This window comes from Streptomyces sp. NPDC050085 (assembly GCF_044460595.1).
Taxonomy (GTDB): Bacteria; Actinomycetota; Actinomycetes; order Streptomycetales; family Streptomycetaceae; genus Streptomyces.
The window spans coordinates 20,478-45,193 of the sequence record NZ_JBITJZ010000026.1; the positions used below are offsets into that span (position 1 = coordinate 20,478).

At 71.7% G+C, this 24,716-nt stretch carries 18 protein-coding genes; 9 read left to right on the top strand and 9 right to left on the bottom strand.

Annotated elements, in window-relative coordinates; all coding sequences use genetic code 11:
* Positions 1-17: 17 nt before the first annotated feature.
* Positions 18-1,379, bottom strand: coding sequence for an LCP family protein (locus ACIBUY_RS41510; protein WP_365566438.1), 1,362 nt, complete (start codon positions 1,377-1,379; stop codon positions 18-20).
* 227 nt (positions 1,380-1,606) lie between these two features.
* Here ACIBUY_RS41510 and ACIBUY_RS41515 point away from each other — a divergent pair, with 227 nt between their 5' ends.
* A complete protein-coding gene (locus ACIBUY_RS41515) occupies positions 1,607-2,653 on the top strand; it encodes a glycosyltransferase family 2 protein (protein ID WP_399155453.1) in 1,047 nt (348 codons plus the stop codon).
* Between the two features lie 66 nt (positions 2,654-2,719).
* Here ACIBUY_RS41515 and ACIBUY_RS41520 read toward each other — a convergent pair whose 3' ends face one another.
* From ACIBUY_RS41520 to ACIBUY_RS41535, 4 genes are all read right to left on the bottom strand, one after another.
* Entirely contained in the window at positions 2,720-4,378 is a 1,659-nt protein-coding gene (locus ACIBUY_RS41520; RefSeq protein ID WP_365566440.1) for an LCP family protein, read from the bottom strand.
* A gap of 86 nt (positions 4,379-4,464) precedes the next feature.
* Positions 4,465-6,174 carry an LCP family protein gene (locus ACIBUY_RS41525; protein WP_399155454.1) on the bottom strand — a complete coding sequence of 570 codons (1,710 nt, stop codon included), beginning with the start codon at positions 6,172-6,174 and terminating at the stop codon, positions 4,465-4,467.
* Positions 6,175-6,432: 258 nt separating this feature from the next.
* Positions 6,433-7,710 carry an LCP family protein gene (locus ACIBUY_RS41530; RefSeq protein ID WP_365566452.1) on the bottom strand — a complete coding sequence of 426 codons (1,278 nt, stop codon included), beginning with the start codon at positions 7,708-7,710 and terminating at the stop codon, positions 6,433-6,435.
* A gap of 159 nt (positions 7,711-7,869) precedes the next feature.
* On the bottom strand, positions 7,870-8,631 hold the full coding sequence (locus tag ACIBUY_RS41535) for a TIGR03089 family protein (protein WP_365566442.1): 762 nt from the start codon (positions 8,629-8,631) through the stop codon (positions 7,870-7,872).
* 305 nt (positions 8,632-8,936) lie between these two features.
* Between ACIBUY_RS41535 and ACIBUY_RS41540 the strand changes: the two genes are divergently transcribed.
* The 3 genes from ACIBUY_RS41540 to ACIBUY_RS41550 all read left to right on the top strand — a co-directional run bounded on the left by ACIBUY_RS41540 (position 8,937) and on the right by ACIBUY_RS41550 (position 12,617).
* Positions 8,937-10,289, top strand: a complete 1,353-nt coding sequence (locus ACIBUY_RS41540; protein ID WP_399155455.1) for a peptidoglycan recognition protein — start codon at positions 8,937-8,939, stop codon at positions 10,287-10,289.
* A gap of 95 nt (positions 10,290-10,384) precedes the next feature.
* On the top strand, positions 10,385-11,467 hold the full coding sequence (locus tag ACIBUY_RS41545; protein ID WP_399155456.1) for a sugar phosphate nucleotidyltransferase: 1,083 nt from the start codon (positions 10,385-10,387) through the stop codon (positions 11,465-11,467).
* 130 nt (positions 11,468-11,597) lie between these two features.
* A complete protein-coding gene (locus tag ACIBUY_RS41550) occupies positions 11,598-12,617 on the top strand; it encodes a DNA-3-methyladenine glycosylase 2 family protein (RefSeq protein ID WP_365580012.1) in 1,020 nt (339 codons plus the stop codon).
* Here the strand turns inward: ACIBUY_RS41550 and ACIBUY_RS41555 are convergent, their stop codons facing one another.
* Genes ACIBUY_RS41555 through ACIBUY_RS41565 form a run of 3 tightly spaced genes read right to left on the bottom strand, consistent with a single transcriptional unit; the run spans position 12,618 to position 15,432 of the window.
* Positions 12,618-13,928 carry a coenzyme F420-0:L-glutamate ligase gene (locus tag ACIBUY_RS41555; protein WP_399155457.1) on the bottom strand — a complete coding sequence of 437 codons (1,311 nt, stop codon included), beginning with the start codon at positions 13,926-13,928 and terminating at the stop codon, positions 12,618-12,620.
* A complete protein-coding gene (cofD, locus tag ACIBUY_RS41560) occupies positions 13,925-14,893 on the bottom strand; it encodes a 2-phospho-L-lactate transferase (RefSeq protein ID WP_365580017.1) in 969 nt (322 codons plus the stop codon). The genes ACIBUY_RS41555 and cofD overlap by 4 nt, the downstream gene beginning before the upstream one ends.
* A 44-nt stretch (positions 14,894-14,937) precedes the next feature.
* Positions 14,938-15,432, bottom strand: a complete 495-nt coding sequence (locus ACIBUY_RS41565; protein ID WP_365580019.1) for a cysteine dioxygenase family protein — start codon at positions 15,430-15,432, stop codon at positions 14,938-14,940.
* A gap of 687 nt (positions 15,433-16,119) precedes the next feature.
* Here ACIBUY_RS41565 and ACIBUY_RS41570 point away from each other — a divergent pair.
* The 3 genes from ACIBUY_RS41570 (at position 16,120) to ACIBUY_RS41580 (ending at position 21,724) form a co-directional block, all read left to right on the top strand.
* Positions 16,120-16,383 (top strand): WhiB family transcriptional regulator, encoded by a 264-nt coding sequence (locus ACIBUY_RS41570; RefSeq protein WP_365580021.1) that lies wholly within the window; start codon positions 16,120-16,122, stop codon positions 16,381-16,383.
* A gap of 164 nt (positions 16,384-16,547) precedes the next feature.
* Positions 16,548-20,234: a glycosyltransferase gene (locus ACIBUY_RS41575; RefSeq protein ID WP_365580024.1), complete on the top strand. Its 3,687-nt coding sequence runs from the start codon at positions 16,548-16,550 to the stop codon at positions 20,232-20,234.
* On the top strand, positions 20,231-21,724 hold the full coding sequence (locus ACIBUY_RS41580; protein ID WP_399155458.1) for a DUF5719 family protein: 1,494 nt from the start codon (positions 20,231-20,233) through the stop codon (positions 21,722-21,724). Before ACIBUY_RS41575 ends, ACIBUY_RS41580 begins: the two co-directional genes overlap by 4 nt.
* A 21-nt stretch (positions 21,725-21,745) precedes the next feature.
* On the opposite strand, the gene ACIBUY_RS41585 is transcribed toward ACIBUY_RS41580, so the two are convergent.
* Positions 21,746-22,222, bottom strand: coding sequence for a metallopeptidase family protein (locus ACIBUY_RS41585; RefSeq protein WP_365580054.1), 477 nt, complete (start codon positions 22,220-22,222; stop codon positions 21,746-21,748).
* Between the two features lie 321 nt (positions 22,223-22,543).
* Between ACIBUY_RS41585 and ACIBUY_RS41590 the strand changes: the two genes are divergently transcribed.
* A complete protein-coding gene (locus ACIBUY_RS41590) occupies positions 22,544-22,915 on the top strand; it encodes a DUF3499 domain-containing protein (protein WP_365580029.1) in 372 nt (123 codons plus the stop codon).
* A 126-nt stretch (positions 22,916-23,041) separates the two neighbouring features.
* The gene (locus tag ACIBUY_RS41595) at positions 23,042-24,658 is read left to right on the top strand and encodes an L-lactate permease (RefSeq protein WP_399155459.1); all 1,617 of its coding nucleotides are present in this window, start codon (positions 23,042-23,044) and stop codon (positions 24,656-24,658) included.
* Positions 24,659-24,716 lie beyond the last annotated feature (58 nt).

Below are 24,716 nucleotides of genomic sequence, written 5' to 3' on the forward strand. Positions count from 1 at the left end.
CAGCGCGCTTCAGGACGTCAGGGACACACCACCTGGTCCCCGGTCACCGCCCCGAATTCACCCTGGTACGCATCCTCGGCCCGCACCGCCCGAACCCCCTTGTAATCCCCACCGGCCACCACCTTCAGCACGGCCCCCTGCCCCTTCACGGCCTTCAGCTGCGCCCCGGGCAGCGCCGTGGCCAGGGACTTCGCGGAGCGGTCCCAGCGCGGGTCGTAAAGAACGACGGTCCGCTTCACGTGCCGGTCACCCGAAGTGACCGGCGCCTTCGTGGTCCGGAACCCCGTCCCGCGCAGCGCCGCGTCGACCTTCCGCCCCAGCCCCGAGGTCACCGTCCCGTTCTCCACCTGCACCCGGATCTGCTGCGGCGAGACGTCCACCACGGTCGCCTTCTTCCGGGCCCGGTGCGGAGCCAGCGGCTCGTCGTCCCGCAGCGCCTGGAACAGCTTCGCGGACTTCTTCTCGTCCCACTTCACGGTGGAGCCGATGCCCTTGACCGGGAAGCTGATGTTCCCGATCGGCACGGTCGTGAACTCCGACGACGACGGCCCGAAGCTGCGCATGGCCCGCGCAAGCTCGACCATCTCGTCCGCCCCGAACCCCTTGTCCGCGCGGACCGAGCTGAGCAGCGTACGGGCGACGTTGCGGAAGCGGACCGGATTCAGCAGCACCCCGGACGACGTCGTCTTCGAGATCAGCGACGCCAGGAACCGCTGCTGGCGCTGCATCCGCCCCAGGTCACCGGCCCCGTCGGTGTGCCGGGACCGCACGTACTGCAGGGCCTCGCCGCCGTCCAGCTCGTGCGTGCCGACGCCCAGGTCGAGCCCGGTGTACGAGTCCTTGAGCGGCCGCGCCGTGCACACCTCGACCCCGCCGAGCTCGTCCACGGTCTTCATGAAGCTGGTGAAGTCGACCTCCAGGTAGTGGTCGATCTTCACCTTGGTCATGTTCTCGACCGTACGCACGGTCAGCTGCGGCCCGCCCTCCGCGTACGCCGCGTTGATCTTCACGGGGTGCGCGTGGTGCTCGTCGCCGCTGTTCTGGTCGGTGTGCGCCGGCATCATCGCGTAGGAGTCGCGCGGCAGGGAGACGACGGAGGCGCGCTCGTGGTCCTCCGAGATGTGCACGATCATGATCGTGTCCGTGCAGTGGCAGGGCGCCCCGCCGAGCCGGTACTTCTGCCGCTCCTCCTCGCTGATCTTGTCGCGGCCGTCGGTGCCGACGAGGAGGACGTTCATGCCGTGCCCCGCGGCCGGCCGGTTCTTCATGTCCTTGAAGGGGTCGATCCGGTCGATGCCCGAGTCGATGCCGGTGACGAGCGCGTGCCCGATGCCGGCCGCGGCGAGCACGGTCACCGAGAACGTGGTCGCGACCCGCATGGCCCACCGGGGCTTCCTCCTGCGCAGCGGGGCGGCGGACCGGCTCTGCCCGGGCCTCGGGGGACGCTGCGGACGGGCGGGGGACCTGGGCGGTGTGGGCACGTGGGACACCTCCGCGAAGGTGGGCAGGGGATCGTCAGCACCGTAGGCCGATACGATCTCCAGCCCGGGGCAGCGAGGCGGGCGGCGCGCGCCCGTGTCCCCCATTAGCGGTAACGTGACGCCTGATGAACGCGACCGTCAACACTGACATGCAGCTTCCGGCCGTATCCGTGATCATGCCCATCCTCAACGAGGAGCGGCATCTGCGTGAGGCCGTCGAGGCGATCCTGGCGCAGGAGTACGGCGGCGAGATGGAGGTCGTGCTCGCGCTCGGCCCGTCCGCGGACCGTACGGACGAGATCGCCGCGAAGCTCGTGGCGGACCACCCCCAGGTGCACACGGTGCCGAACCCGACGGGCCGCACCCCCGCCGCGCTGAACGCCGCGATCAAGGCCTCCCGGCACCCGATCGTCGTCCGCGTCGACGGCCACGCCGCGCTCTCGCCCGGCTACATCGCGACCGCCGTGCGCCTCCTCGAGGAGACCGGCGCGATGAACGTCGGCGGCATCATGCACGCCCAGGGCACGAACGACTGGGAGAAGGCCGTCGCCGCCGCGATGACCTCCAAGATCGGCGTGGGCAACGCGGCCTTCCACACCGGCGGCGAGGCGCAGCAGGCCGACACGGTCTACCTCGGCGTCTTCCGCCGCGAGGCCCTGGAGCAGCAGAACGGTTACAACGAGGAGTTCATCCGTGCCCAGGACTGGGAGCTGAACTTCCGCATCCGCGAGGCCGGCGGCCTGATCTGGTTCTCGCCCGACCTGCTGGTCTCGTACCGCCCGCGCCCGTCCGTCAAGGCCCTGGCCAAGCAGTACAAGGACTACGGCCGCTGGCGCCACGTCGTCGCCCGCTACCACTCGGGCTCGATCAACTTGCGCTACCTCGCCCCGCCGACCGCCGTCGTCGCGATCGCGGCGGGCGTCGTCGTGGGCGCGGCGCTCACCCCGTGGGGCTTCGTGATCCCGGCCGGCTACCTGGCGGCCATCGCCGCGGGCTCGGTCCCGGCGGGCAAGGGACTGCCGCTGAAGGCCCGCGCGCAGATCCCCGTCGCCCTCGCCACGATGCACATGTCGTGGGGCTGGGGCTTCTTGACGAGCCCGAAGTCGCTGGCGAAGCGGGTCATCGCGTCGCGCCGCCCGGCCGTGCGCAACCCGGAGACCGCGGCCAACTGACGTCTTCAACTTGCTTGCGGGGCGCGGGAGTTCACCTCCCGCGCCCCGCAAGCGTATGAGCGCGTACTACCAGGTGTAGTACGGGTCCACCGGCATGCAGCCGCCCTCCGCACCGTTCACCGTCTCGTTCTTGTCCAGCGCGTCCTTGGCGTCGGCCTTGGGCTTCTTGTAGACCGTGCCCGTCGTCCAGTCGGCGCCGACGACCAGCGTCACCCCGGACACGTCCGTCGACTTCTTCACCGAACTGAGCGGAATCCCGAGGGACTTGGCGACCCGCTGTGCGTCGCCCTCCAGGTCGGCCGACGGATAGCGGACGAGCGTGCTGTCCTCGGCGAGGGTCTGCGACTGGTCCGCCTTGGCCTGGGTGAAGCCCTTGCCGATCACGAGCTGCGTCACGGCGGAGGCCCGCCCGGGCGTCGCGGGGGTCGTCGCCGTCCGCGTGCCGTTCTGCACCTGCACCGCGATCTTGTCGTCGGCCGCGGGCGGATCGTTGGACAGCTTGGCGGCCTCGTCGACCTTCTTCTTGTCCTTGCCGTCCAGCGGTACGTCGTCCCGGATGAGCTGGAACAGCATCTTCGTGGGCGTCTCCTTCGGCGCGACACGGTCGCCCACGTAGTAGAACGGCATGGTCGTCATCGTGATGCGCTTGGGCTCCGGCTTCTTCAGCTCGTTGCTCAGGTCGTACAGCTTCTTGATGGTGTCCAGGTCGTCGTCGACCTTGAGCGCGTCGATCGCCTTCTCCGCGAGCGTGCGCAGCTTGCCGGGGTTGGTGATCGTCGCGTTCTTGCGCATCTCACGCACCATCGCGCTCATGTACATGTGCTGTGCCTTGGCGCGGGCGATGTCGGTGCCGCCCACGAAACCGTGCCGGGTCCGCAGCCACTGCAGGGCCTGCTCGCCCTTGACGTACGTCGTGCCCTTGCGCAGCTTCAGGCCCGAGCCCTCGCCGTTGCTGCTGCGGGACTTGACGTTCTTGTCGACGCAGACCGGTACGCCGCCGATCGCGTCGGCCATCGACACCACACCCGCGAAGTCGATCATCATGAAGTGGTCGATGTGGATGCCGGTGAACGACTCCCACATGGCGACCGTGCAGCCGGGGCCGCCACGGGCCAGCGAATCGTTCGCGATGTGCCGGGTCTCCGCCGGGTACACGTGACCCGTCTTCGGATCGGTGCACTTGGGCTGGTCGAGCAGGGTGTCGCGGGGCAGGCTCACCACCGACATGTTGGTGCGGTCCGCCGAGACGTGGAGCAGCATCTGCACATCGGCCAGCGGGGGTGCGCCCACGCTCGCCTTGTGCCCGCCGAGCTTCAGGTTCTCCGCGGTGTTCCGGCTGTCGGAGCCGATCAGCAGGACGTTCAGCGGGGTCTGGCCCGCCGCGTTCGGCTTCGCCTTGGGGGCCCGGTGCTCGCCCAGATTGAGCTTGTCCGTCTTGATCTTGCTGTTCAGATGCTCGTAGTAGAGGTAGCCGGCGCCGGCCGTACCCAGCACGAGGATCGCGAGAACTCCCGCGATCCAGCCCAGTATTCGGCCTCTGCGCCGCCGCGGCCGCGCGCCTTTGCGCCGGTGGCCCGGAGGGCGCCGCTCACCGGGATCGGTCTCCTCACCCGGGGGCGCGTCCCCGTACAGGCTCTCGTCCCAGCCCAACTCACCGGCCCGAGCCGTCGATTCACCGGTGCTGTCCGGCCGTGAGCGCTCCCCGCGCACACCGCTTCGCCCCATGTCCTGCCCCACCCTCCCCGCCCTCGACCATGGCTCGGCCGCCCTGCTGTCGCTTGGTTAGACAGTCAAAGGGCGGCCGAGGTTGGTCACTTGGAACACACAGTCTTGTCAGCGGTCTTCTGAGGCGCGTTCACCTTCGCCGTACCGCCGCTCAAGGGCACCCCCGCGCCCTTGTAGTCCTTGCCGATGACGAGGATCATCGCCGGCAACCCCTGGTCGTTCTTCTCGCTCTTGCCCTCCTTCAGGGCCGAACCGGGCAGCCCCATGATGGCGGCGAGCCGCCGGGCCTGGTCGGCCTGGTCGGGCGAGTACTCCAGGGACGTCTTCGTCAGCGAGGGCTTCTTGTTGCCCATCTGGCTGGACTTGGTGACCCCTTCGCTGGTCTGCAGCCAGGTCAGGGTTGCCTGCGCGGCGCCCGGCTTCTCGCTGCCGTTGTAGATGTCGACGCGCACGTCGGACGCGGCGGACTTGGTGCCCTTGAGCTTCGCGTCCGCGGCCGCCTTCTGCTTCTTCTTCGTCTCCGTCAGGGAGATGTCGCCCTTGATGGCCTCGAAGACCGGGGGCGCGTTCGTCTCGTCGACGATGACGGTCTTGTGGATCTTGCCGTCGGCCGGGTTGTCGAGCACCGGCACGGTCACGAACGTCAGGTTCTTCGTCGGGACCTGCTTGATCTCGAGGGCGACGTCCTTGAGCTTGTTCAGACTCCCTATGCCCTTGTCGACCGTGAGCGCCTTGGTCGCGGCCTCGGCGAGCTTCGTCAGCTTGACCGGGTTCGTGATGGTGTCGCCGGAGCTCATCTTGCGCGCCAGCGAACCGAGGAAGTCCTGCTGCGCCTTGATGCGGTCCAGGTCGCCCTGGTTGCCGAAGCTGTGCCGCGTACGCAGGAACGCGAGCGCGTCCTCGCCTTCCAGGGTGTGCTTGCCCGCGTCGAGCTTGAGGTGCGAGTCCGGGTCGTTGACGTCCTTGGCGACACACACCTCGACGCCGTTGACCGCGCTGGTCAGCGTCTTCACCGCGTTGAAGTCGGCCATCATGAAGTGGTCGGGCATGACGCCCGTGATGGACTGGACGGTCTTCATGGTGCAGCCGGCGTCGCGCCCGTCCTGCCCGAGGCTGGTGTTGAAGCGGACGTTCGACGTGCCCGGGATCGTCTTGAGCGTGCCGTCGTCCTCCTTCACCTGGCAGTCCGGTACGTCCACGATGAGGTCGCGCGGAATGCTGAGCGCGGTCGCGTTCGAACGGTCCTTGGAGACGTGCAGCAGGATGTTCGTGTCGGCGTGACCGACGCTGCCCTTGTCGCCGTAGCCCTCGTTGCCCTTGCCGGTGCGCTTGTCGGTGCCGATGACGAGGATGTTGAACGCCTCGTCCTTGCTGAAGCCGTTCTTGGCGCCGACGACGTCCTGCGTCGTGATGTTGCCGTTGAGGTGCTGGTAGTAGAGGTACCCACCGGCCGCGGCGACGAGGACCACGAAGGCCACGCTGCCGGACGACCACAGCAGGACCTTCTTCACCGTGGACTTCTTCTTCTTGGCCTTCGAGCGACGCCGCCCGGGCCCGGACGGGTCCTGGGCCTTCGGCTCGGCGCCCCGCCTGCGCTGCGGTGGCGGCGCGTCCTGCGGCTGCTGCCGTCTGCCGTTGCCGTTCCCGCCGCGTCGTGCGGCGCGGCGCGGTCCCGGCACCGGTGACTGCCCAGCGGAAGGGTTCAGTCGCAGTTCGTAATCGCCAGTCTGGGGGTTGAGCACCCACTGGTCTGCGGGGTCGACATTCTCCGCCCGCCCACGGCCTTGCGCGTCCACGGTTGTCTGGTCCTCCGTCGGGGCCACGCGGCGCCTCACCCCCCTCAAAGGAGGCGCCCGGTCAGTCGGTAAGCAGTGCCAGGCCGTGCGACGAAGCATGGCCGGGTGCACCGGATCGCTCACACTATCCGCCCAGTTCAGCGTGGAGCGACGACGGTGACAAATTCCACTCCCCTACAACCGGGCAATACGGCCCATATCTTTGAACCTGTGTGCCTGCTGATGACTCCCGCTTTACCCAGGGGCAGTTGAGGCGCCTCAGCCGCACCCGTTCTGGCGCGCGGTGTTGCCCCGGAAAGTGGGCGCGGGGGAGGGCGTCGCGGAGGCCGAGGGGTCGGCGCCGGGCTTCCCGTCGTCCCATTCGCCCTCGTCGCCGTCGGAGTAGTAGTACTCCTGCCCGCCGTCCTCTTCGTACGAGGCGCCGGATTCGTCCCCGTTGTCGTACGCGCCGTCGCTCTCGGCCTGGACGTCGGCCGGCGTCTCCTTCGAGACGACGAGCGGAGCGTCGAGCCGAAGCCGCGTGAACAGCCGCTCGGCCGCAGGCTGTACGAGCTGGTCGCGATTGGCGTTGTATACGTACGACTCCCGCGGCACCGTCAGGAACTGGATGCGGTCGGCCGGGATGTCCCGCATCCCGCGCACGAGGTCGTAAAGACCGCGCAGCGACGCGAGCCCCGGATCGGTGGTCAGGGACGACGTGGCGGCGTCGAGCACCGGATAGAGCCTGGCCGGGTTCAGGAGCACCCCGTTGCTCTGCACCTTCTCGATGAGTGCGCCGAGGAACCGCTGCTGGCGGTCCATCCGTTCGGTGTCGCTGCCGTTGCCGAGGGTCTTGCGGGCACGGACGTAGCCGAGGGCCTGCTCGCCGTTGAGCAGGTGCTCGCCCGCGGTCAGCTGCAGGTGCGAGTCGGGGTCGTCGATGGGCTTGTCCAGGCACACGTCCACGCCGTCGACGGCGTCGACCATGTCCTTGAACCCCTGGAAGTCGACGACCATGTGGTGGTCGATCCGTACGCCGGTCATCTTCTCGACCGTACGGATCGTGCAGGCCGAACCGCCCACCTCGAAGGCGTAGTTGAACATCGCGAACATCGGCTCGGCGCGGCTGCCGTCCGCCGTGCCGCAGGCGGGCACGTCCACCATCAGGTCCCGCGGGAACGAGACGGCGGTCGCGCTCTTCCGGTCCGCCGCGACGTGCAGCAGGATCGTGGTGTCGGAGCGCTGGGTGCCGTCGTTGCGCCCGTACTTGCCGTTGGCGCCGGCCCGCGAGTCGGACCCGATGAGCAGCAGGTTCTGCGCCCCGTCGACGAGGACCGTCGGCCGTTCCTTCTCATAGCGGGCGAGCTCCTGCGCGGCCCGCTCGTCCTCGCTGATGTTCCCGTCGAGCTTCTTGTACGCCACCCAGCCCACCCCGCCCACGGCCAGCACGAGCAGCGCGAGCCCGATCGCCGAGTACCGCAGCCATCGCCCGCGCCGCCGTGCGCGCCCGGCGCCGGTGGGGGAGGAGCCGCCGCCCGGACCGAGCGGCGGGGGCATGGCTGTGGAGCCGGTCACGTGGGGTCCCCCTCATGTCAATCTCATGGCGAAGCAGAAGACAGGGCAGTCGCGTGCGTACGAATGCGTCTCTACGACCATGGACCCCGCGGCGCCGCGGGGCCGGGGGAGAGGGGCCGAACGGGGGACCCGGGGTCGCTCTCAGCGGGCCGTCGCGGTGACCCGCTCGCTCTCGATCCGCTTGGCGAGGCCCTCGTCGCCGAGCTGGTCGAGGTGGCGGCAGAGCACCACGGAACCGCCGGTCGCCAGTGGTGCGTACAGCCCGGCGGCGAGCCCCTGCCAGCTGTCGTACGCGAGCCCGGACAGCAGCCGGGAGCCGGGGCCCGTCAGACCGAGCCCCGCCGCGTCGGCGCCCGCCCGCTCGACGACCTCGGCGCCCGTCAGCTCCTCCCCGGCGACGACGAGCGCGGGCTCGTCCGGGTCGACGGGGGAGAACGGGGCGAACCGGTCGCCCTGCGAGGGCACCTCCACCGCGTAGTCCACGAACCCCTCGGGCGGCTGCGGGAACCGCCCGCCGAGCGGCCGCAGCGCGAGCGCGACCCGCTCCCCGGAACAGGCGCGGGCGGCGGCGAGGTTGTCGGGCTCGGGCCCGCTGACCACGAGATCGGCCGCGGCCGGATCGCCGCCGACCTCGGCGACGACGCCCACCGACGAACAGGCGAGCAGCCACACCGCGCTCTGCCAGTGCGCGGGCAGCAGGAGCGCGAGCCGGTCACCGGGCTCGGCGTTCAGCTCTCCCTGCAGGAGGTTGGCGGTCTTGGCCACCCAGTTCGCGAACGTCGCCACGGACAACTCCACGCGCTCCCCGGTCGCGTCGTCGTAGAAGGTGACGAGCGGCCGCCCGGGATCGGCGACGAGAGCGGCCTGGAGCAGAGCGGCGGGGGTACGGTGCGCGGAATTCACGCGGGTCAGCCTACGCGCGGCCACGGGTGCGGCCCGGCCCAGGTGACGCGGCCCGGGTGACCCGCCCGCCCGACGCCCCGTCACCCGCCCGCCCGGCTCCCCGTCTCCCTCCCCGCCCGGCTCCCCGTCTCCCTCCCCGCCCGGCTCCCCGTCTCCCTCCCCGCCCGGCTCCCCGTCTCCCTCCCCGCCCGACGCCCCGTCACCCGCCCGTCGCACCCCAGGACTTCACCCCAACCCCACCCCCCGGGCACCCATATGACACTCCCCGATGGCCGGAACCTCCGGGTGTGTCCACGATCGTGGGCATGCGTGGATTCCTTGCTTCCTCGATCGGCGTCACCTGCGCGGCCGCCCTGGCCCTCCCGCTCACCCTGCCCGCCACCTCGCACGCAGCGCCGGCCCCGACCCCGGTGCAGGAGTCGCTCCCGGGGACCACCCAGTCCCTCGCCCTCGCCCCCCTCGCCGCCACCCGCGCCGCGGGCAACGGCGCGGCCGGGGAACAGGGCCTGCCGCAGCGCGACGTCCGCCCCTTCTCCCTCGTCGGCGTCGTCTGGGACGACCTCAGCGCCGAACTGCACGGCCAGGTCCAGGTCCGCACCCGCACCACCGGCACCACCACCACCACCTGGTCCGCCTGGCAGGACCTGGAGACCCACAACGACGACGCCCCCGACCTGGACACCCCCGAGCGCGCCTCGGGACACGTCCACGGCTCCACCGCCCCCCTGTGGGTGGGCGACTCCGACGGCGTGGAAGTACGGGTGAAGGCCGACGCCCCCGCGGCCACCCGCGCCGCGGCCGCCCCCGAGCCCCTCCTCCCCAGGGGCCTGCGCCTCGAACTCGTGGACCCGGGCGACGAGCCGGCCCAGGGCGCCCCGGCCGACGGCCCCCGCGGCGTCTCCCTGACCGCCGAGGCCGCCGCCTCCTCCGCGGTCAACGCCGAGCTGGCCCCGCTGGGCGCCACCGCCGTCCCCGCCCTCACCAAGAAGGCGACCGAGGACGAGTTGATCGAGGCCCGCGGCGGCGACGCGGCGCTGACGAAGGCCCGCCCGTACGTCGGGGCCCGCCCGCGCATCGTCACGCGCAAGGGCTGGGGCGCCAACGAGAAGCTCCGCGAGCGCGACTTCGTCTACACGAAGGTCGTCAAGGCCGCCTTCGTCCACCACAGCGCATCGGGCAACAACTACCGTTGCTCACAAGCCCCTTCCGTCATCCGCAGTATCTACCGCTACCACGTCAAGAGCAGTGGCTGGCGGGACATCGGCTACAACTTCGTCGTGGACAAGTGCGGCACCATCTACGAAGGCCGGGCGGGCGGAATCGCCAAGCCGGTCATGGGCGCCCACACCCTCGGCTTCAACACCAACAGCATGGGCATCGCCGTCCTGGGCTCGTTCAACGGCTCGAACCCGCCCGCCGCCGCCCTGAACGCGATCGCGCGGCTCACGGCCTGGAAGCTCGGCCTGTACGGGGCAAATCCGCGCGGTACGACATATCTCAAGTCGGGCGGTGGCAATCTCTACCGCAAGGGAAAGAACGTGCGACTGCATGTGATCTCAGGCCACCGGGACGGCTTTGCAACCGAATGCCCGGGACGCCGTCTCTACAAGAAGCTCGGTAAAGCACGCAGCAGCTCGGCCCGCCTGCAGGGTCGCTGAGGCCGGCGGCCGGCCCGGGCACCCCACACGGTCTGCATACACTGGCCGGCCGAAAGACAGTTCGGCCGGCCCCAGCAGGAAGCAGAGACGACAAGGTGACAGAAGCGATCCTCCTGGTCGGCGGCAAGGGCACCAGACTCCGGCCACTCACGGTGAACACGCCGAAACCGATGGTTCCGGCGGCCGGCGTCCCCTTCCTCACGCACCAACTGGCGCGCGCGAAGGCAGCGGGCGTCGACCACATCGTGCTGGCCACGTCCTACCTGGCGGAGGTCTTCGAGCCGTACTTCGGCGACGGCTCCCGTCTCGGCCTCCACCTGGAGTACGTCACCGAGGCCGAGCCCCTCGGCACCGGCGGCGCGATCCGCAACGTCGCCTCGCACCTGCACTCGGGCCCCGACGACCCGGTCCTGATCTTCAACGGTGACATCCTCACCGGGCTCGACATCAGAGCGCTGGTCAGCGAGCACGAGCGCACTGCCGCAGACGTCTCGCTCCACCTCTCCCGGGTCGAGGACCCGAGGGCGTTCGGCCTGGTCCCCACGGACGCCACGGGCCGGGTGACGGCGTTCCTGGAGAAGCCCCAGACCCCGGAAGAGATCGTCACGGACCAGATCAACGCGGGCGCGTACGTCTTCCGCCGCTCGGTCATCGACACGATCCCGACGGGCCGCCCGGTCTCGGTGGAACGCGAGACGTTCCCCGACCTCCTCGCCTCGGGCGCCCACCTCCAGGGCATGGTCGACTCCACGTACTGGCTGGACCTCGGCACGCCGGGGGCCTTCGTCCGCGGCTCGGCCGACCTGGTCCTGGGCCGCGCCCCGTCCCCCGCGGTCCCCGGCCGCTGCGGCGACCGCCTGGTCCTGCCGACGGCGACGGTCGCCCCGGACGCCAAGCTGACCGGCGGCACCGTGATCGGCGACGCCGCCCGCGTCGGCGAGGGCGCCCGCATCTCCGGCTCGGCGGTCCTGGACGGCGCGGTGATCGAACCCGGCGCGGTGATCACGGACTCCCTGATCGGCAAGGGCGCCCGCATCGGCGCCCGCACGATCCTCACCGGAGCGGTGATCGGCGACGGCGCCGAGGTGGGCGCGGACAACGAACTGCAGACGGGCGTACGCGTATGGTGCGACGCCACGATCCCCCCGGCCTCGATCCGCTTCTCCTCGGACCAGTAGCTGTTTCCACCCCGAAACCTCAGCCCCTCCCGCCCCGGAGGGGCATTTTCGGGAAGGGGCGGGTCGGGGGTCGGGGGGGGAAAAGACGCCCTACCCTCGAAAGACACACCCGCCCCGACCGAGGACCCCCGTGGCAGGCCGCCGATACGCCCCCCGCACACAACCGACCCGCACCACCGTGCGCGGCGGCGAAACAGCCGTGCCCCCGGCCGCGCCCCTCATCCCGCACCCCGCACCCGCGACCCGCACCTACACACCCCCCGCCCCCCTCCACCTGGGCCTCACCCTCGGCCCCCTGCGCCGAGGCCCCGCGGACCCCACCTTCCGCACCACCCCCACCGGCATCTGGCGATCCAGCCGCACCCCGGAGGGCCCCGGCACCCTCCGCCTCACCGAGGAACGCGACGGCACCGTCCAGGCCCAGGCCTGGGGTCCAGGCGCCGACTGGTTCCTCGCTCAACTCCCGGAGCTGCTCGGCGAGTCGGACGACCCGGCCGCCTTCACGCCCCGCCACCGCCTGGTCGCCGAATCGGCCCGCCGCCGCACGGGCCTGCGCCTGATCCGCACGGGCCTGGTCCTGGAGTCGCTGATCCCGTCGATCCTGGAGCAGAAGGTCACGACGGACGAGGCGTACCGCGCCTGGCGCCTCCTCCTGCACAAGTACGGCGAACCGGCCCCGGGCCCGGCAGGCGGCCAGGACCTGCGCATGCGGATCCCCCCGACCCCGTACGCCTGGACGCGCATCCCGTCCTGGGAGTGGCACAGGGCGGGCGTCGACAACAAGCGTGCCTCGACGATCATCAGGGCGGCCCAGGTCGCCCGCCGCCTGGAAGAGGCGGCGCACATGGACCCGCCCCTGGCCCGCGCCCGCCTCGAACTCGTCCCCGGCATCGGCCCCTGGACCTCGGCCGAGACGATCCAGCGCACGAACGGCGCCCCCGACGAGGTCACGACCGGTGACCTGCACCTGCCCGGCACGATCGGCTACGCCCTCGCCCGCAACCGCGACGCGACGGACGAGGACATGCTGGAACTCCTGGCCCCGTACGCGGGCCAGCGCCACCGGGCGGCCCGCCTGATCCTGCTCAGCGGGGTGGCCCCGCCGCGCAGGCAGCCGAAGATGCGCCGGGTGAACATCGCCGAGTGGTAGCTACCGGACCTCGATGAATTCCGAGACGATCCGGGCCGGCCGCTCGGCGGGCGCCGCGGCCGCATGCCCCACCGCGACGGCCCCCATCGGATCCCAGCCCTCCGGAAGCTCCAGTACGTCGCGCACGACGTCCCGGCAGAACATGGTCGAGGACACCCACGCCGACCCGAGCCGCTCCCCGGCCAGCGCCACCAGGAAGTTCTGCACCCCGGCCCCCGCGGCCACCACGAACATCTCCCGCTCGGCGGCATCCCGCCGCGCGTCCCCGTACGTATGAGACCCGTCCATCACCAGACAGGGCACCACCAGATACGGCGCGTTGCGCAGCACGTCCCCGCGTCGCACCCGCTTCGCGATGGACTCCTCGCTCTTCCCGTCCCGCCGCAGATCGGCGACCCACGCCTCGCGCATGGCGTCGAGCAACCGCCCCCGAGCCGCCTCCGACTCGAGCAGCACGAACCGCCAGGGCGTCGTGTGGTGCGGCGCGGGCGCGGTGACGGCGGCGGCGACGGCCCGCCGCACGGCGCCCGGATCCACCGCCTCGTCCGTGAACGCCCGCACGGTACGCCGCTGCGTCATGGCCTCCCGTACGGCTTCGGAGGTCCCGAGCCGGAACATGTCGTCGCGCGCACCGCGCACCAACTCCCGTGCGGAACCGGCCTGTTCGCGCACGAGGGACTCCCCGAGGCCGCGCACGACAGCGACCGGCAGGCCCCCGGCCTTCCCCTTCACGAGGTCCCCGGCGGCGGCCAGCTCGTCGGCGGTCGCCACGACGGTCGCGCTCAGCGGATTCCCGTACGCGTCCACGCCCCCGCGCAGATCGTCGAGCACGCGGACGCCGGCGGCGCCGATGGCGACGTCCGTCAGCCCGTTCCGCCAGGGCCGGCCGAAGGTGTCGGTGATCACCACGCCGACCTCGACGCCCAGCGCGTCGCGCACCCCGTCCCGGATCGCGGCAGCGGACGCGTCCGGGTCCTCGGGCAGCAACAGCACCGTCCCCGCAGGGGTGTTGGAGGCGTCGACACCGGCCGCGGCCATCACGAGCCCCAGCTTGTTCTCCACGATCCGCAGCGTTCCGCGGCGCGCCACGACCCGGACGGTCTCGGCGTCGATCGCCGCCTCCCGGTCGTCGGCGCGCACGATGCGCCCCTCGGCCTTGCTGACGATCTTCGAGGTGACGAGCAGGACGTCACCGTCGGCGAGCGCGGGCTCGGCGGCGACGATCAGCTTGGCGAGCTCGTCGCCCTCCCTGACCTCGGGAATTCCGGCGACGGCCCACGCGTGAAAGGACGGAGCCTGCGACGACGTCACGCGCCCCGCACCTCCTCGGCGAGCGCGAGCGCGGCCCGCGCCATGTCCGCTGCCGCGGTCCCGACCTCCGGGTCGGTCATCATCAACGGCACGGCCCGGCACCGGATTCCGGCGGCCTCGACCCGCTCCACGACCCCCGCGTCCACGGTGTCGACGAGCCACCCGTCGAGCAGCCCCGACCCGTAGTGCTCGGCGACGGCGGCGGCGTTGGACTCGACCCCGACCGCGGCCAGCACCTTGTCCGCCATGCCCCGCACCGGCGCGTCGCCCACGATCGGTGAGAGCCCGACGACCGGCACCCCGGCCTCGGCGATGGCCTCCCGGATCCCGGGCACGGCCAGGATCGTCCCGACGCTCACCACGGGATTCGACGGCGGGAAGAGAACGACGTCCGCCTCGGCGATGGCTTCCAGCACGCCGGGCGCGGGCTTCGCCTGCTCGGCGCCGACCGGCACGACGGCCTGCGCGTCCACGGAGGCCCGCAGCTTCACCCAGTACTCCTGGAAGTGCACGGCCTTGCGCTCACCGTCCACATCGACGGCGACGTGCGTCTCGATCCGGTCGTCCGACATGGGGATCAGCCGGACCCCGGGCTGCCACCGCTCGCACAGCGCCTCGGTGACGGCACTGAGCGGGAAGCCCGCCGCGAGCATCTGCGTACGGACGATGTGGGTCGCGAAGTCCCGGTCGCCGAGCCCGAACCACTCGGGTCCGACCCCGTACGCCGCGAGCTCCTCCTTGACCTTGAACGACTCGTCCGTACGTCCCCAGCCCTGCTCCTCGTTGATGCCGCCGCCCAGCGTGTACATCACCGTGTCGAGGTCGGGACAGACCTTCAGGCCGAAGAGGTGGATGTCGTCCCCGGTGTTGCCGATGACCGTGACGTCCGCGTCCGGAGCCGCCAGCTTCAGACCACGAAGGAACCGGGCACCACCGATGCCGCCTGCCAGAACCACAATGCGCATGCCCCACAGCATCGCAGGCAGCACCGACAATCCGGCAGCCGGTCTCAGACAGTGGCCTGCTGAGGGGTCGAGCAGGTGGCCGTGTGCATGGGCATCTCGGTCAGGCCCGGGTAGTAGACGTGCAGGCTGACCGCCGGTTCCAGGGAGTCGTTGACGACCTCGTGGACGTAGCCGGGCGCGAACACGCGCTGCGCCCCGGCGCCGAGGGTCCGTGCCCCGTTCTCCGTACGCTCCGTCAGTTCGCCCTCGAGCAGCGTCAGTACGCCGGACGACCGCCCGTGGTCGTGCAGCCCGCTGCCCTGCCCGGGCACCCAGGACAGCAGCCACACCTCGTAGCCGGGCCCGGTGCGCAGGCGGTGGTACCAGCGGCTCGTGGCGTCGTACGCGACGAGGTGCTCCCACTGCGAGCGGTCGGCGGCGATGGAGCGCGCGAGGCCGACGAACTCGGCCACGGTCTCGGGGTGTTCCCGAGCGGGCTGCAGCAGGTGCGGTACTTCGAGGATGTCGCCGGCGATCTGGAGGTCGCTGTCGCTGTTCATGGGGTGTCGTTGTTCCTCGGAAGGAGAGTGCGGGGTGCCCCGGCGTCAGGGTGGGGCGAAGGGCCGTACTGAGGAGGAGAAGCGTGCGGTCGGAGCTCGGTGGCTCAACGACTCAACAGCTGGAACAGCAACAACACGCGCAGGCAGCAGCGGCGGACCCGGTGGTGCGGGTCGTCGTCTGGGCCGAATTTGCGAGCATGCCCACCAGGACACCGGTTCATGCTTGCCCTGTCAACCCAATGTCCGGATTGCGAGATATGTTTCACCTCATCCGGTATCTCTGGCAGGCGAAAGGTTTGTGCAGTCTCGGGAGCGGACATGTGGCGCAGCAGTCAGGCGCGCAAACGCCGTTGCGATCCCGTGATCCGAATGTGATCCGCTTCGCTTCTGTAGGCGCGCAGGAACGAGATCAAACTCTGCGACGTCCTTCCTTGTAGTGGTTTACGAGGGGGGCGAGAGGTCGCGTGCGGGTGGTGACATCCGGATGGGCCGCTGGCAAGTGTCACGGTTTTTGCCGATTTGAACACTTTCCGCATAGCCTTGGTTCCGCAGAGTGAATCAGGGGCCCAATAGCAGATCCCGGCTTGACTGCCCCGGATCGGCACACTTGTAATTTCACTCGTGTCGTTCAGCCGAAATCGGTAACGGCAACATCACGGGGACGCACGGACAGACGAGGGGCGCACTATGACCGAGTCGTTTCAGGATCTGCTGGTCGAAGACGCGGAAGACGAAATCGGCTGGCAGGAGCGCGCACTGTGCGCCCAGACCGACCCCGAGTCCTTCTTCCCGGAGAAGGGCGGCTCCACGAGGGAGGCCAAGAAGGTCTGCCTGGCGTGCGAGGTGCGCTCCGAGTGCCTCGAGTACGCGCTCGCCAACGACGAGCGGTTCGGCATCTGGGGCGGCCTGTCCGAGCGCGAGCGCCGGCGCCTGAAGAAGGCCGCTGTCTAGTCCCCAATATGCGCGGTACGTACGGCCTGTCGCCGGTGGTTGTCCACAGGCGGCGGGCCGCTGTTGTTGGCAGCCGTTAGTGTGGGGCCCCGTCCGAGACGCCACGGTGCCCCCAGTGGGCACAGACGTCCACCGCAGTCCAACGAACCGGGGCCCGTACCTCGATGTCCGTGCACAGCCACTCGGCAGGCCAATTCGGTACTGCCGCCGCCGCGTTCAACCCGGGGCACGCCGCAGGGCTCGACCCGAGCAGCGCCCCCGAGTTCCCCAGGCATGTCGTCACCGCCGTCCTCGTCGCGCACGACGGTGCCCGCTGGCTGCCAGACGTCCTGTCGGGCCTGCTCGGCCAGGAGCGCCCCGTGCAGAACGCGGTGGCGGCCGACACCGGCAGCGCCGACGACTCCGCGGCCCTGATCGCCGACGCCCTCGGCGGTGAGCGCGTGCTGCACCTCGCCCGCCGCACCGGCTTCGGCCAGGCCGTCGAGGAGGCCGTGCGCGGCGCCGGGGTGCTCACCCCGGAAGAGCTGCCCTATCTGAAGCGGCCCAGTGGCTGGGACCCCGTCAGCCGCAGCTGGCGCGACGACGCCTACGACCTGCCGGACCTGCCGCACGGCGAGCCCGAGCAGTGGCTGTGGCTGCTGCACGACGACTGCGCGCCCGAACCGGAAGCGCTCGCCCAGCTGTTGCGCGTCGTCGAGGCCGAGCGCGAGGCGGGCAGCGACGTCGCGATCGTCGGACCCAAGCTCCGCGGCTGGTACGACCGCAGGCAGCTGCTCGAGGTCGGCGTCTCCATCGCCAACTCGGGGCGCCGCTGGACCGGCCTCGACCGCCGCGAGCAGGACCAGGGCCAGCACGACCACGTGCGGCCCGTCCTGTCCGTGTCCACCGCCGGGATGCTGATCCGGCGCGATGTCTTCGAGCAGCTCGGCGGGTTCGACCGCAGGCTGCCCCTGATGCGTGACGACGTCGACCTGTGCTGGCGTGCGCAGGCCGCGGGACACCGCGTCGTCGTCGCCCCCGACGCCGTCGTGCGACACGCCGAGGCCTCCGCGCGCGAGCGCCGCACCGTCGACTGCGTGGGCCGCACCGCGTCGTCGCCGCACAAGGTCGACAAGGCGGGCGCGGTCTACACGCTGCTCGTCAACGCGCGCGCGGTGACGCTCCCCTGGGTCCTGGTCCGCCTCGTGGTCGGCACCGTGCTGCGTACGGTCGCCTACCTCGTCGGCAAGGTGCCGGGACAGGCCTTCGACGAGATCGCCGGTCTGATGGCGACGCTGCTGCGACCGGGCCGGATCCTGGCCGCCCGCAGGCGGCGCGGCAAGGGCCTCGTCGACGGCAAGGAACTGCGGCCGCTGTTCCCGCCGCCCGGAGCGACGGTGCGGCTCACCGTCGAGCAGGTCGCGGGCAGTCTCTTCGGCGCCTCCGACCCGGAGACCACCACGGCCGGGCGCCACGGCGGCGGCGGTCTGGAATCGGGCCCCGGCAGCGACGACGCGGACTTCATCCAGGTCGAGCAGTTCGCCCGCCTCAAGCGCATCGCCCGCAAGCCGGGACCGATGCTCTTCGTAGTGCTGCTGTTCGTCTCCCTCATCGCCTGCAGAAGCCTGTTGGGAAGCGGCGCGCTCGCGGGCGGGGCACTGCTGCCCGCGCCCGGTGACTCCTCCGAGCTGTGGTCGCGCTACCTCGACGCCTGGCACGCCACCAGCGCGGGCGGCACGCAGGCGGCGCCGCCGTACCTCGCGATCATCGCCGCGCTCGCCTCCGTCCTGTTCGGCTCCACCGGACTCGCCGTCACGGTCCTGCTCGTCGGCTCCGTGCCGCTCGCCGGACTCACCGCGTACTTCGCCTCCAGGCCGCTCGTCGAGTCCCGGCTGCTGCGCGCGTGGGCGGCCGTCGCGTACGCGTTCCTGCCCGCCGCCACCGGCGCCCTTGCGGGCGGCCGCCTCGGCACGGCGGTCCTCGTGATCCTGCTGCCGCTCATCGCGCGCGCGGGGCTCTCGGCCTCCGGCCTCATGAACGACCGGGGCGCGCGCGGCAGTTGGCGGGCCACCTGGGCGTACGCGCTGCTGCTGACCGTCACGACGGCCTTCACGCCGATCGTGTGGCCCATCGCCCTCGTCCTCGGCATCGCCCTTCTTGTCGTGCGGCGCGACGACATCACCGCCTACGGGCTGCGCTTCCTCGCCGCGCTCGGCACCCCGCTGCTGATGCTCGCCCCGTGGTCGCTGACCCTGCTGCCGTTCGGCTTCTTCAAGGAGGCCGGACTGCCGTACGGGAAGGGCTCCGGCAGCGCCCTGAGCCTGCTCGGCGCCTCTCCGGGCGGCCCCGGCACCACCGGCAGCCTGCTGCTCATCGGCATCGTCCTGGCCGCGCTCGCCGCACTGCTGCGCCAGGAGCGCCGCCTCGCCGTCCTCACGGCCTGGGCCGTCGCCCTCGTGGCCCTGGTCTTCGCGGTCCTGTCGAACAGCTCGACGTGGGCGGGCCCCGCCACCCTCGTCTACGGCATCGCCCTGCTCGCCGCCGCCGCACTCGGCGCCGACGGCGCGCGCTCGCGCGTGGCCGAGCAGAGCTTCGGCTGGCGCCAGCCGGTGGCCGCGCTCATCGCGTTCGCCGCGGCCGCGGGCCCGCTGCTGCTCGCCGCGGGCTGGATGATCGCCGGTGCCGACGGGCCGCTGGAGCGGCGCGACCCGGTGCAGGTGCCCGCGTTCGTCGCCGAGGAGGCCGGCACCCGCGACCAGGCCCGCACGCTCGTCATGGACGGCTCCGCGGGCGAGGTCTCGTACTCGCTCGTGCGGGGCGCCGGAGCCCGCCTCGGCGACGGCGAACTGACCGCGGCCGAGGGCGAGAACAAGAACCTCGACAAGGTCGTCGCCAACCTGGTCGCGGGCTCCGGCGCCGACCAGGCCGACCAGCTCGGCGGCTTCGCCGTGCGCTACGTCCTCGTCCGCGACGGGGCGCCGCGCCAGATGGGCCGCGTCCTGGACGCGACGCCCGGCCTGACCCGGCTCAGCCAGCAGGACGGCACCGCCCTGTGGCGCGTCGACCGGCAGGTGGCGCGCGTGGTCGTGCTGCCCACGGCGGACGCCGGATCGACGTCGGAGGAGGCCGAGGCCGTCGCCGCGGGCCCCGTCGACGTGCACACGGACGTGCCCGCCGGCAAGGAGGGCCGCGTGCTGCGCCTCGCCGACCAGGCCGCCGAGGGCTGGACCGCGACGCTCGACGGCACGCCGCTGACGAAGACCACCGTCGACGGCTGGGCGCAGGGCTTCGAACTGCCCGCGTCGGGCGGCCGGTTGGACGTCACCTACGACGCGCCGGTCACGCACACCGCCTGGCTGTGGGTCCAGGGCGCACTCGCCCTCGTCCTCGTGGTGCTCGCCCTGCCGGGCCGCCGCCAGGACGTCGACGACGACCTGCCGGAGGAGCCGGTCGTGCCCGCCCAGGCCGTCGCGGGCGAGGGCCGCAGGGCACGCAGGCTGCGCGCCCAGGCCGAGGCCGAGCAGAGCGCCGAGGGCGCTGTACCGCCTCCTCCTTCGGAGGAGGCACCGGTGGCCGACATCCCGCAGCAGCAGACGTACGGCGAGTGGGAGCAGCCCAGTTACGCGAACGCCGAGTACGGCACGTACGCCGCGGGGGAGCAGCAGCAGTACCAACAGGGCGGCGCGGCCTACGGGTACGACCCGCAGGCCGACCCGTACCAGGCGGACCCCTACCAGGCGAGCCAGTACGACCCGTACACCTACGGGGGCACGTACGAGCAGCAGGAGCCGTACGACCCCACGTACGAGCAGCAGCACGGCCACGGCAACGGCGCCGACCATGAGCAGCGCCCCGACGGGAGCCAGCAGTGAACCGCACGACCCTGTCCCTGATCGCCGCCGCCACGGCCCTGGCCGCCGTCACCGGGTTCGCCGCCGCGACCTCGGGCGGCACGGACGACGCGCCCGCCGAGGCGGCCGCCCAGCTGCCCGTGGAGCGCTCCAGCCTGCTGTGTCCCGCCCCCAGCCAGTCCGACCTCGCGGAGACCGCGTACACGTCGTACACGCCCACCTCCAAGGAAGCGGCCGAGTCCGCGGGCAAGGCACAGCTGGTGCCCTCGAAGAAGGGGGCGGGCGACGCCGGCGACGTCAAGGGCAAGGACAAGAAGGACACGGCGCCCGTCACCCCGAAGGCGCCCGGCAAGCCCGCCACGGGTGATGCTTCCGGCGCCGACGCGCCCGCCCTCGTCGGCACCGCCGACGGCGCCCTGGCCCCCGGCTGGACCGTCCAGCAGAGCACCACGGTCGAGGCCGGCACCGGCCGCGGCCTGCGCGGCGTGAGCTGCTCGGCGCCGGACACCGACTTCTACTTCCCCGGCGCGTCCACCGCCAAGGACCGCAGCGACTACGTCCACCTCACGAACCCGGACGACGAGGCCGCGGTCGTGGACGTGCAGCTGTACGGCCCGGACGGCACGATCAAGTCCGACGTCGGCGAGGGCATCTCCGTCGGCCCGCACTCCAGCGTCCCGCTGCTGCTCTCGACGCTGACCGCCAAGCCGTACGCGGACCTGACGCTGCACGTGACGGCGCGCAGCGGCCGGGTCGCCGCCGCCGTCTCGGCCGACGACGACAAGACGGGCGGCGACTGGCTGCCCGCCGCCACCGACCCCGCGGCCTCGCTGGTGCTCCCCGGCATCCCCAAGGACGCCACGAGCGTGCGCCTGGTCGCCTTCGCGCCGGGGCAGGACGACGCCGACCTGAAGGTCCAACTCGCCACCTCCAGCGGGAAGATCACGCCCGCGGGCCACGACACGCTGCACGTGAAGTCCGGCATGACGGCGGCCGCCGACCTCGGGGCGGTGACGCGCGGCGACGCGGGCTCGCTGATCCTGACGCCGACCGGCGCCTCCGTGCCGGTCGTCGCCGCGCTGCAGGTCACCCGCGGCAAGGGCGACAACCAGGAGACGGCGTTCATCCCGGCCACCCGCGACATCGGCGCCCGCGCCACGGTCGCCGACAACCGGGCGAAGGGCGCCACCCTGTCCCTGACCGCGCCGGGCGCCACCGGCAAGGTGAAGGTCACCGCGTCCGCGGGCAGCGAGGGCGGCACGGCCGTCACCAAGGAGTACACGGTCAAGGGCGGTACGACCCTCGCGGTCGCCCCGCCCGTGCCGAGCGGCCTGAAGGGCAGGTACGCGCTCACGGTGGAGCCCGTGTCCGGCGGCACCGTCTACGGCTCGCGGATGCTGGAGGAGAAGCAGGACGACGTTCCGGCGTTCACGATCCAGACGCTCCCCGACGACCGCGGGACGGTGTCGGTGCCGCAGGCGGACGAGGACCTCTCGGTCCTGCAGAAGTAGCTCCCCGAGGCCTTCAGGGACTCAGTCCTCGCCGTCCCCGTACCGGGGGTCGACGGTCTCCGGAGTGAGCCCGAGGACCTCGGCCACCTGCTCCACGACGACGTCGTGCACCAGGGCGGCGCGCTCGTCGCGCCCCTTGGTGCGGATCTCGACGGGCCGCCGGTAGACGACCACGCGCGCGGGCGTCCCGTCCCGTGCGGGGATCGTGCCGCCCAGCGGCACCGCGTCCGCGCCCCACGCCTCGTCCTCGGCCGTCAGGCGCGGCACCTCCAGGACGAGGAAGTCGACCTCGGAGAGCTGCGGCCAGCGCCGCTCGAGGCGCTCCACGGAGTCCTGCACGAGGTCCGCGAAGACCTCGGCGCGGCTCGCGGACAGGGGCACCTGCGGCGGCGCCACGGGCCCGCGCATACCGCGGCCGTGCCGGTCGCGGCGGCGCGGTGGGCGCGGGGTCGCGTCGGCGGCGCCGTCGGGGGTGTCGGGGTTCGGGGGCCTTTCCATCACCGACGCAGCGTAGTCCTCCGGACCGCTCCGAGCAGGGCGGCTCCGTACGGAGCACCGCATGTCGCTTCCTGACCGATCAAGCCAATCTTGGGCCTGATTACACATCTCTCCCGGACCGTTGAACTCGCGTTAGTTGAAGCCATTTGTCCTGAGTGGTGACCGCTTTCAACTGTCGGGCGGGGCGTACGACCCCGGGTCCCCGCAGGTCACGAGCGCGCCCGCGCGGACCGGTGTGCGCCGTCTCACACCACGACACGGTGGGGTGACCTCAGGGAGAGTCGTCGCGGCCCGCTCAAGAGTGCGGTACCGTCCAACGTCGTGAGCCCTGTACGTCGCTGTTCGCGCACCGCCTGCGGCCGGCCCGCCGTCGCGACGCTGACGTACGTCTACGCCGACTCGACCGCGGTCCTCGGCCCGCTCGCCACCTACGCCGAACCCCACTGCTACGACCTGTGCGCCGAGCACTCCGAGCGCCTCACCGCGCCGCGCGGCTGGGAGGTCGTCCGGCTGACCGACGGCAGTGGCCCCAGCCGCCCCAGCGGCGACGACCTCGAGGCCCTCGCCAACGCGGTGCGTGAGGCGGCCCGCCCCCAGGAGCGCGCGGCCGAGGCCGGCGGCGCACGCACGGCGGATCCGATGGAGGTCGCGCGCCGCGGCCACCTGAGGGTGCTGCGCTCGCCCGACAACTGACGCTCCCCGAAGCCCCGTTGGCCCTTCACGGGATCTTCGCCGTCGTACGCGTTGACCCGTGATTGTCGAGCCCCCGACGATTTCGCCACCCTGTCTCATGGGAATCCGGGATTCCGGGAGGCGCTCGTGTTCGTCCAGCAACTGGAGCCCGTAGGCGGCTCCTTGGGCCTGTCCGCCCTCGTCGCGGCCCTGCCGCTCGTCACCGTCCTCGTCCTGCTCGGCGCCGTGCGCATGAAGGCCCACGTGGCGGGCCTGATCGGCCTGGGCGTCGCCGTCCTCGTCGGATGGCTCGTGTACGACATGCCGCTCGGTCAGACCGTCTCCGGCGCCGCGCAGGGCGCACTGTTCGGGCTCTTCCCCATCATGTGGATCGTCGTCAACGCCCTGTGGGTGTACCGGATGACGGTCCGCACCCGGCACTTCGACATCCTGCGCCGCTCCTTCGGGCGCCTGTCCGACGATCCGCGCATCCAGGCCCTCGTCATCGCGTTCTGCTTCGGTGCGCTCCTGGAGGCGCTCGCCGGGTTCGGGGCGCCCGTCGCGATCTGCTCGGTGATGCTCGTCGCGCTCGGCTTCGACCCGGTCAAGGCGGCGGTGGTCTCCCTCGTCGCGAACACGGCGCCCGTCGCCTTCGGGGCCATGGGCACGCCGGTCGTGACGCTCGCCCAGGTCACCGGGCTCCCGCTGGACTCCGTCGCGTCCGTGGTGGGCCGTCAGACGCCGCTGCTCGCGCTCTTCGTGCCGCTGGTGCTCGTCTGGCTGGTGGACGGGCGGCGAGGGCTGCGCGAGACGTGGGTGCCCGCGCTCGCCTGCGGAGTCGCCTTCGCCGTCGCCCAGTTCGCGGCCTCGAACTATGTCTCCGCCCAACTCGCCGACATCGGGGCCGCCCTGATCGGCGCGGGCGCCCTGGTCGCCGTGCCGCAGGCGCGCAGGCCCGCCGCCGAGCCCGTACGCGTGGCCGTCCTCACCGGCGTACGCAGCGAGGACCTCGACCAGGAGGACGCGCGGCCCGACGTCGTGCGCGCCTACACCCCCTACGCGCTCATCGTCGTCATCTTCTCGGTGGCCCAGATCCCCGCCGTCAAGGACTGGCTGGCCAAGGCGAACCGGGTCTTCGACTGGCCCTTCCTCGATGTCGCCAACTCCGCCGGCAAGCCGGTGAGCGGCAACGTCTTCACGCTGCCGCTGGTCTCCACCGGAGGCACGCTCGTGCTGCTGGCAGGCGTGTGCACGGCCGTCGTGCTCGGCGTGCACGCGCGCGTGGCCGTACGCGAATGGCTGGGGACCGTGTACGAGTTGCGGTTCGCGATCCTCACCGTGACGAGCGTGCTCGCCCTCGCGTACGTCATGAACCTGTCCGGACAGGCCGCCACCATCGGGCACTTCGTGGCGGCGGCGGGCGCGGGACTCGCCTTCTTGTCGCCCGTACTTGGCTGGTTCGGCGTCGCGGTCTCCGGGTCCGACACCTCGGCCAACGCGCTCTTCGGCGCCCTCCAGGTCACCGCCGCCCAGCAATCGGGGCTGTCCCCGGAACTCCTTGCGGCCGCGAACAGTTCGGGCGGCGTCCTCGGCAAGATGATCTCGCCGCAGAACCTGACGATCGCCTGCGCGGCCGTCGGACTCGCGGGCAAGGAGGGCGACCTGCTGCGCAAGGTGCTGCCGTGGAGCCTGGGCCTGCTGCTGGTGATGTGCCTGATCGTGTACGCCCAGAGCACGGTGGTGCTGTCGTGGATGCTGCCCTGACCTGCTTGACCAGTGACGACGCGGACAGCTGCGTTCTTTGGGAGGAATGAGGGGTTCA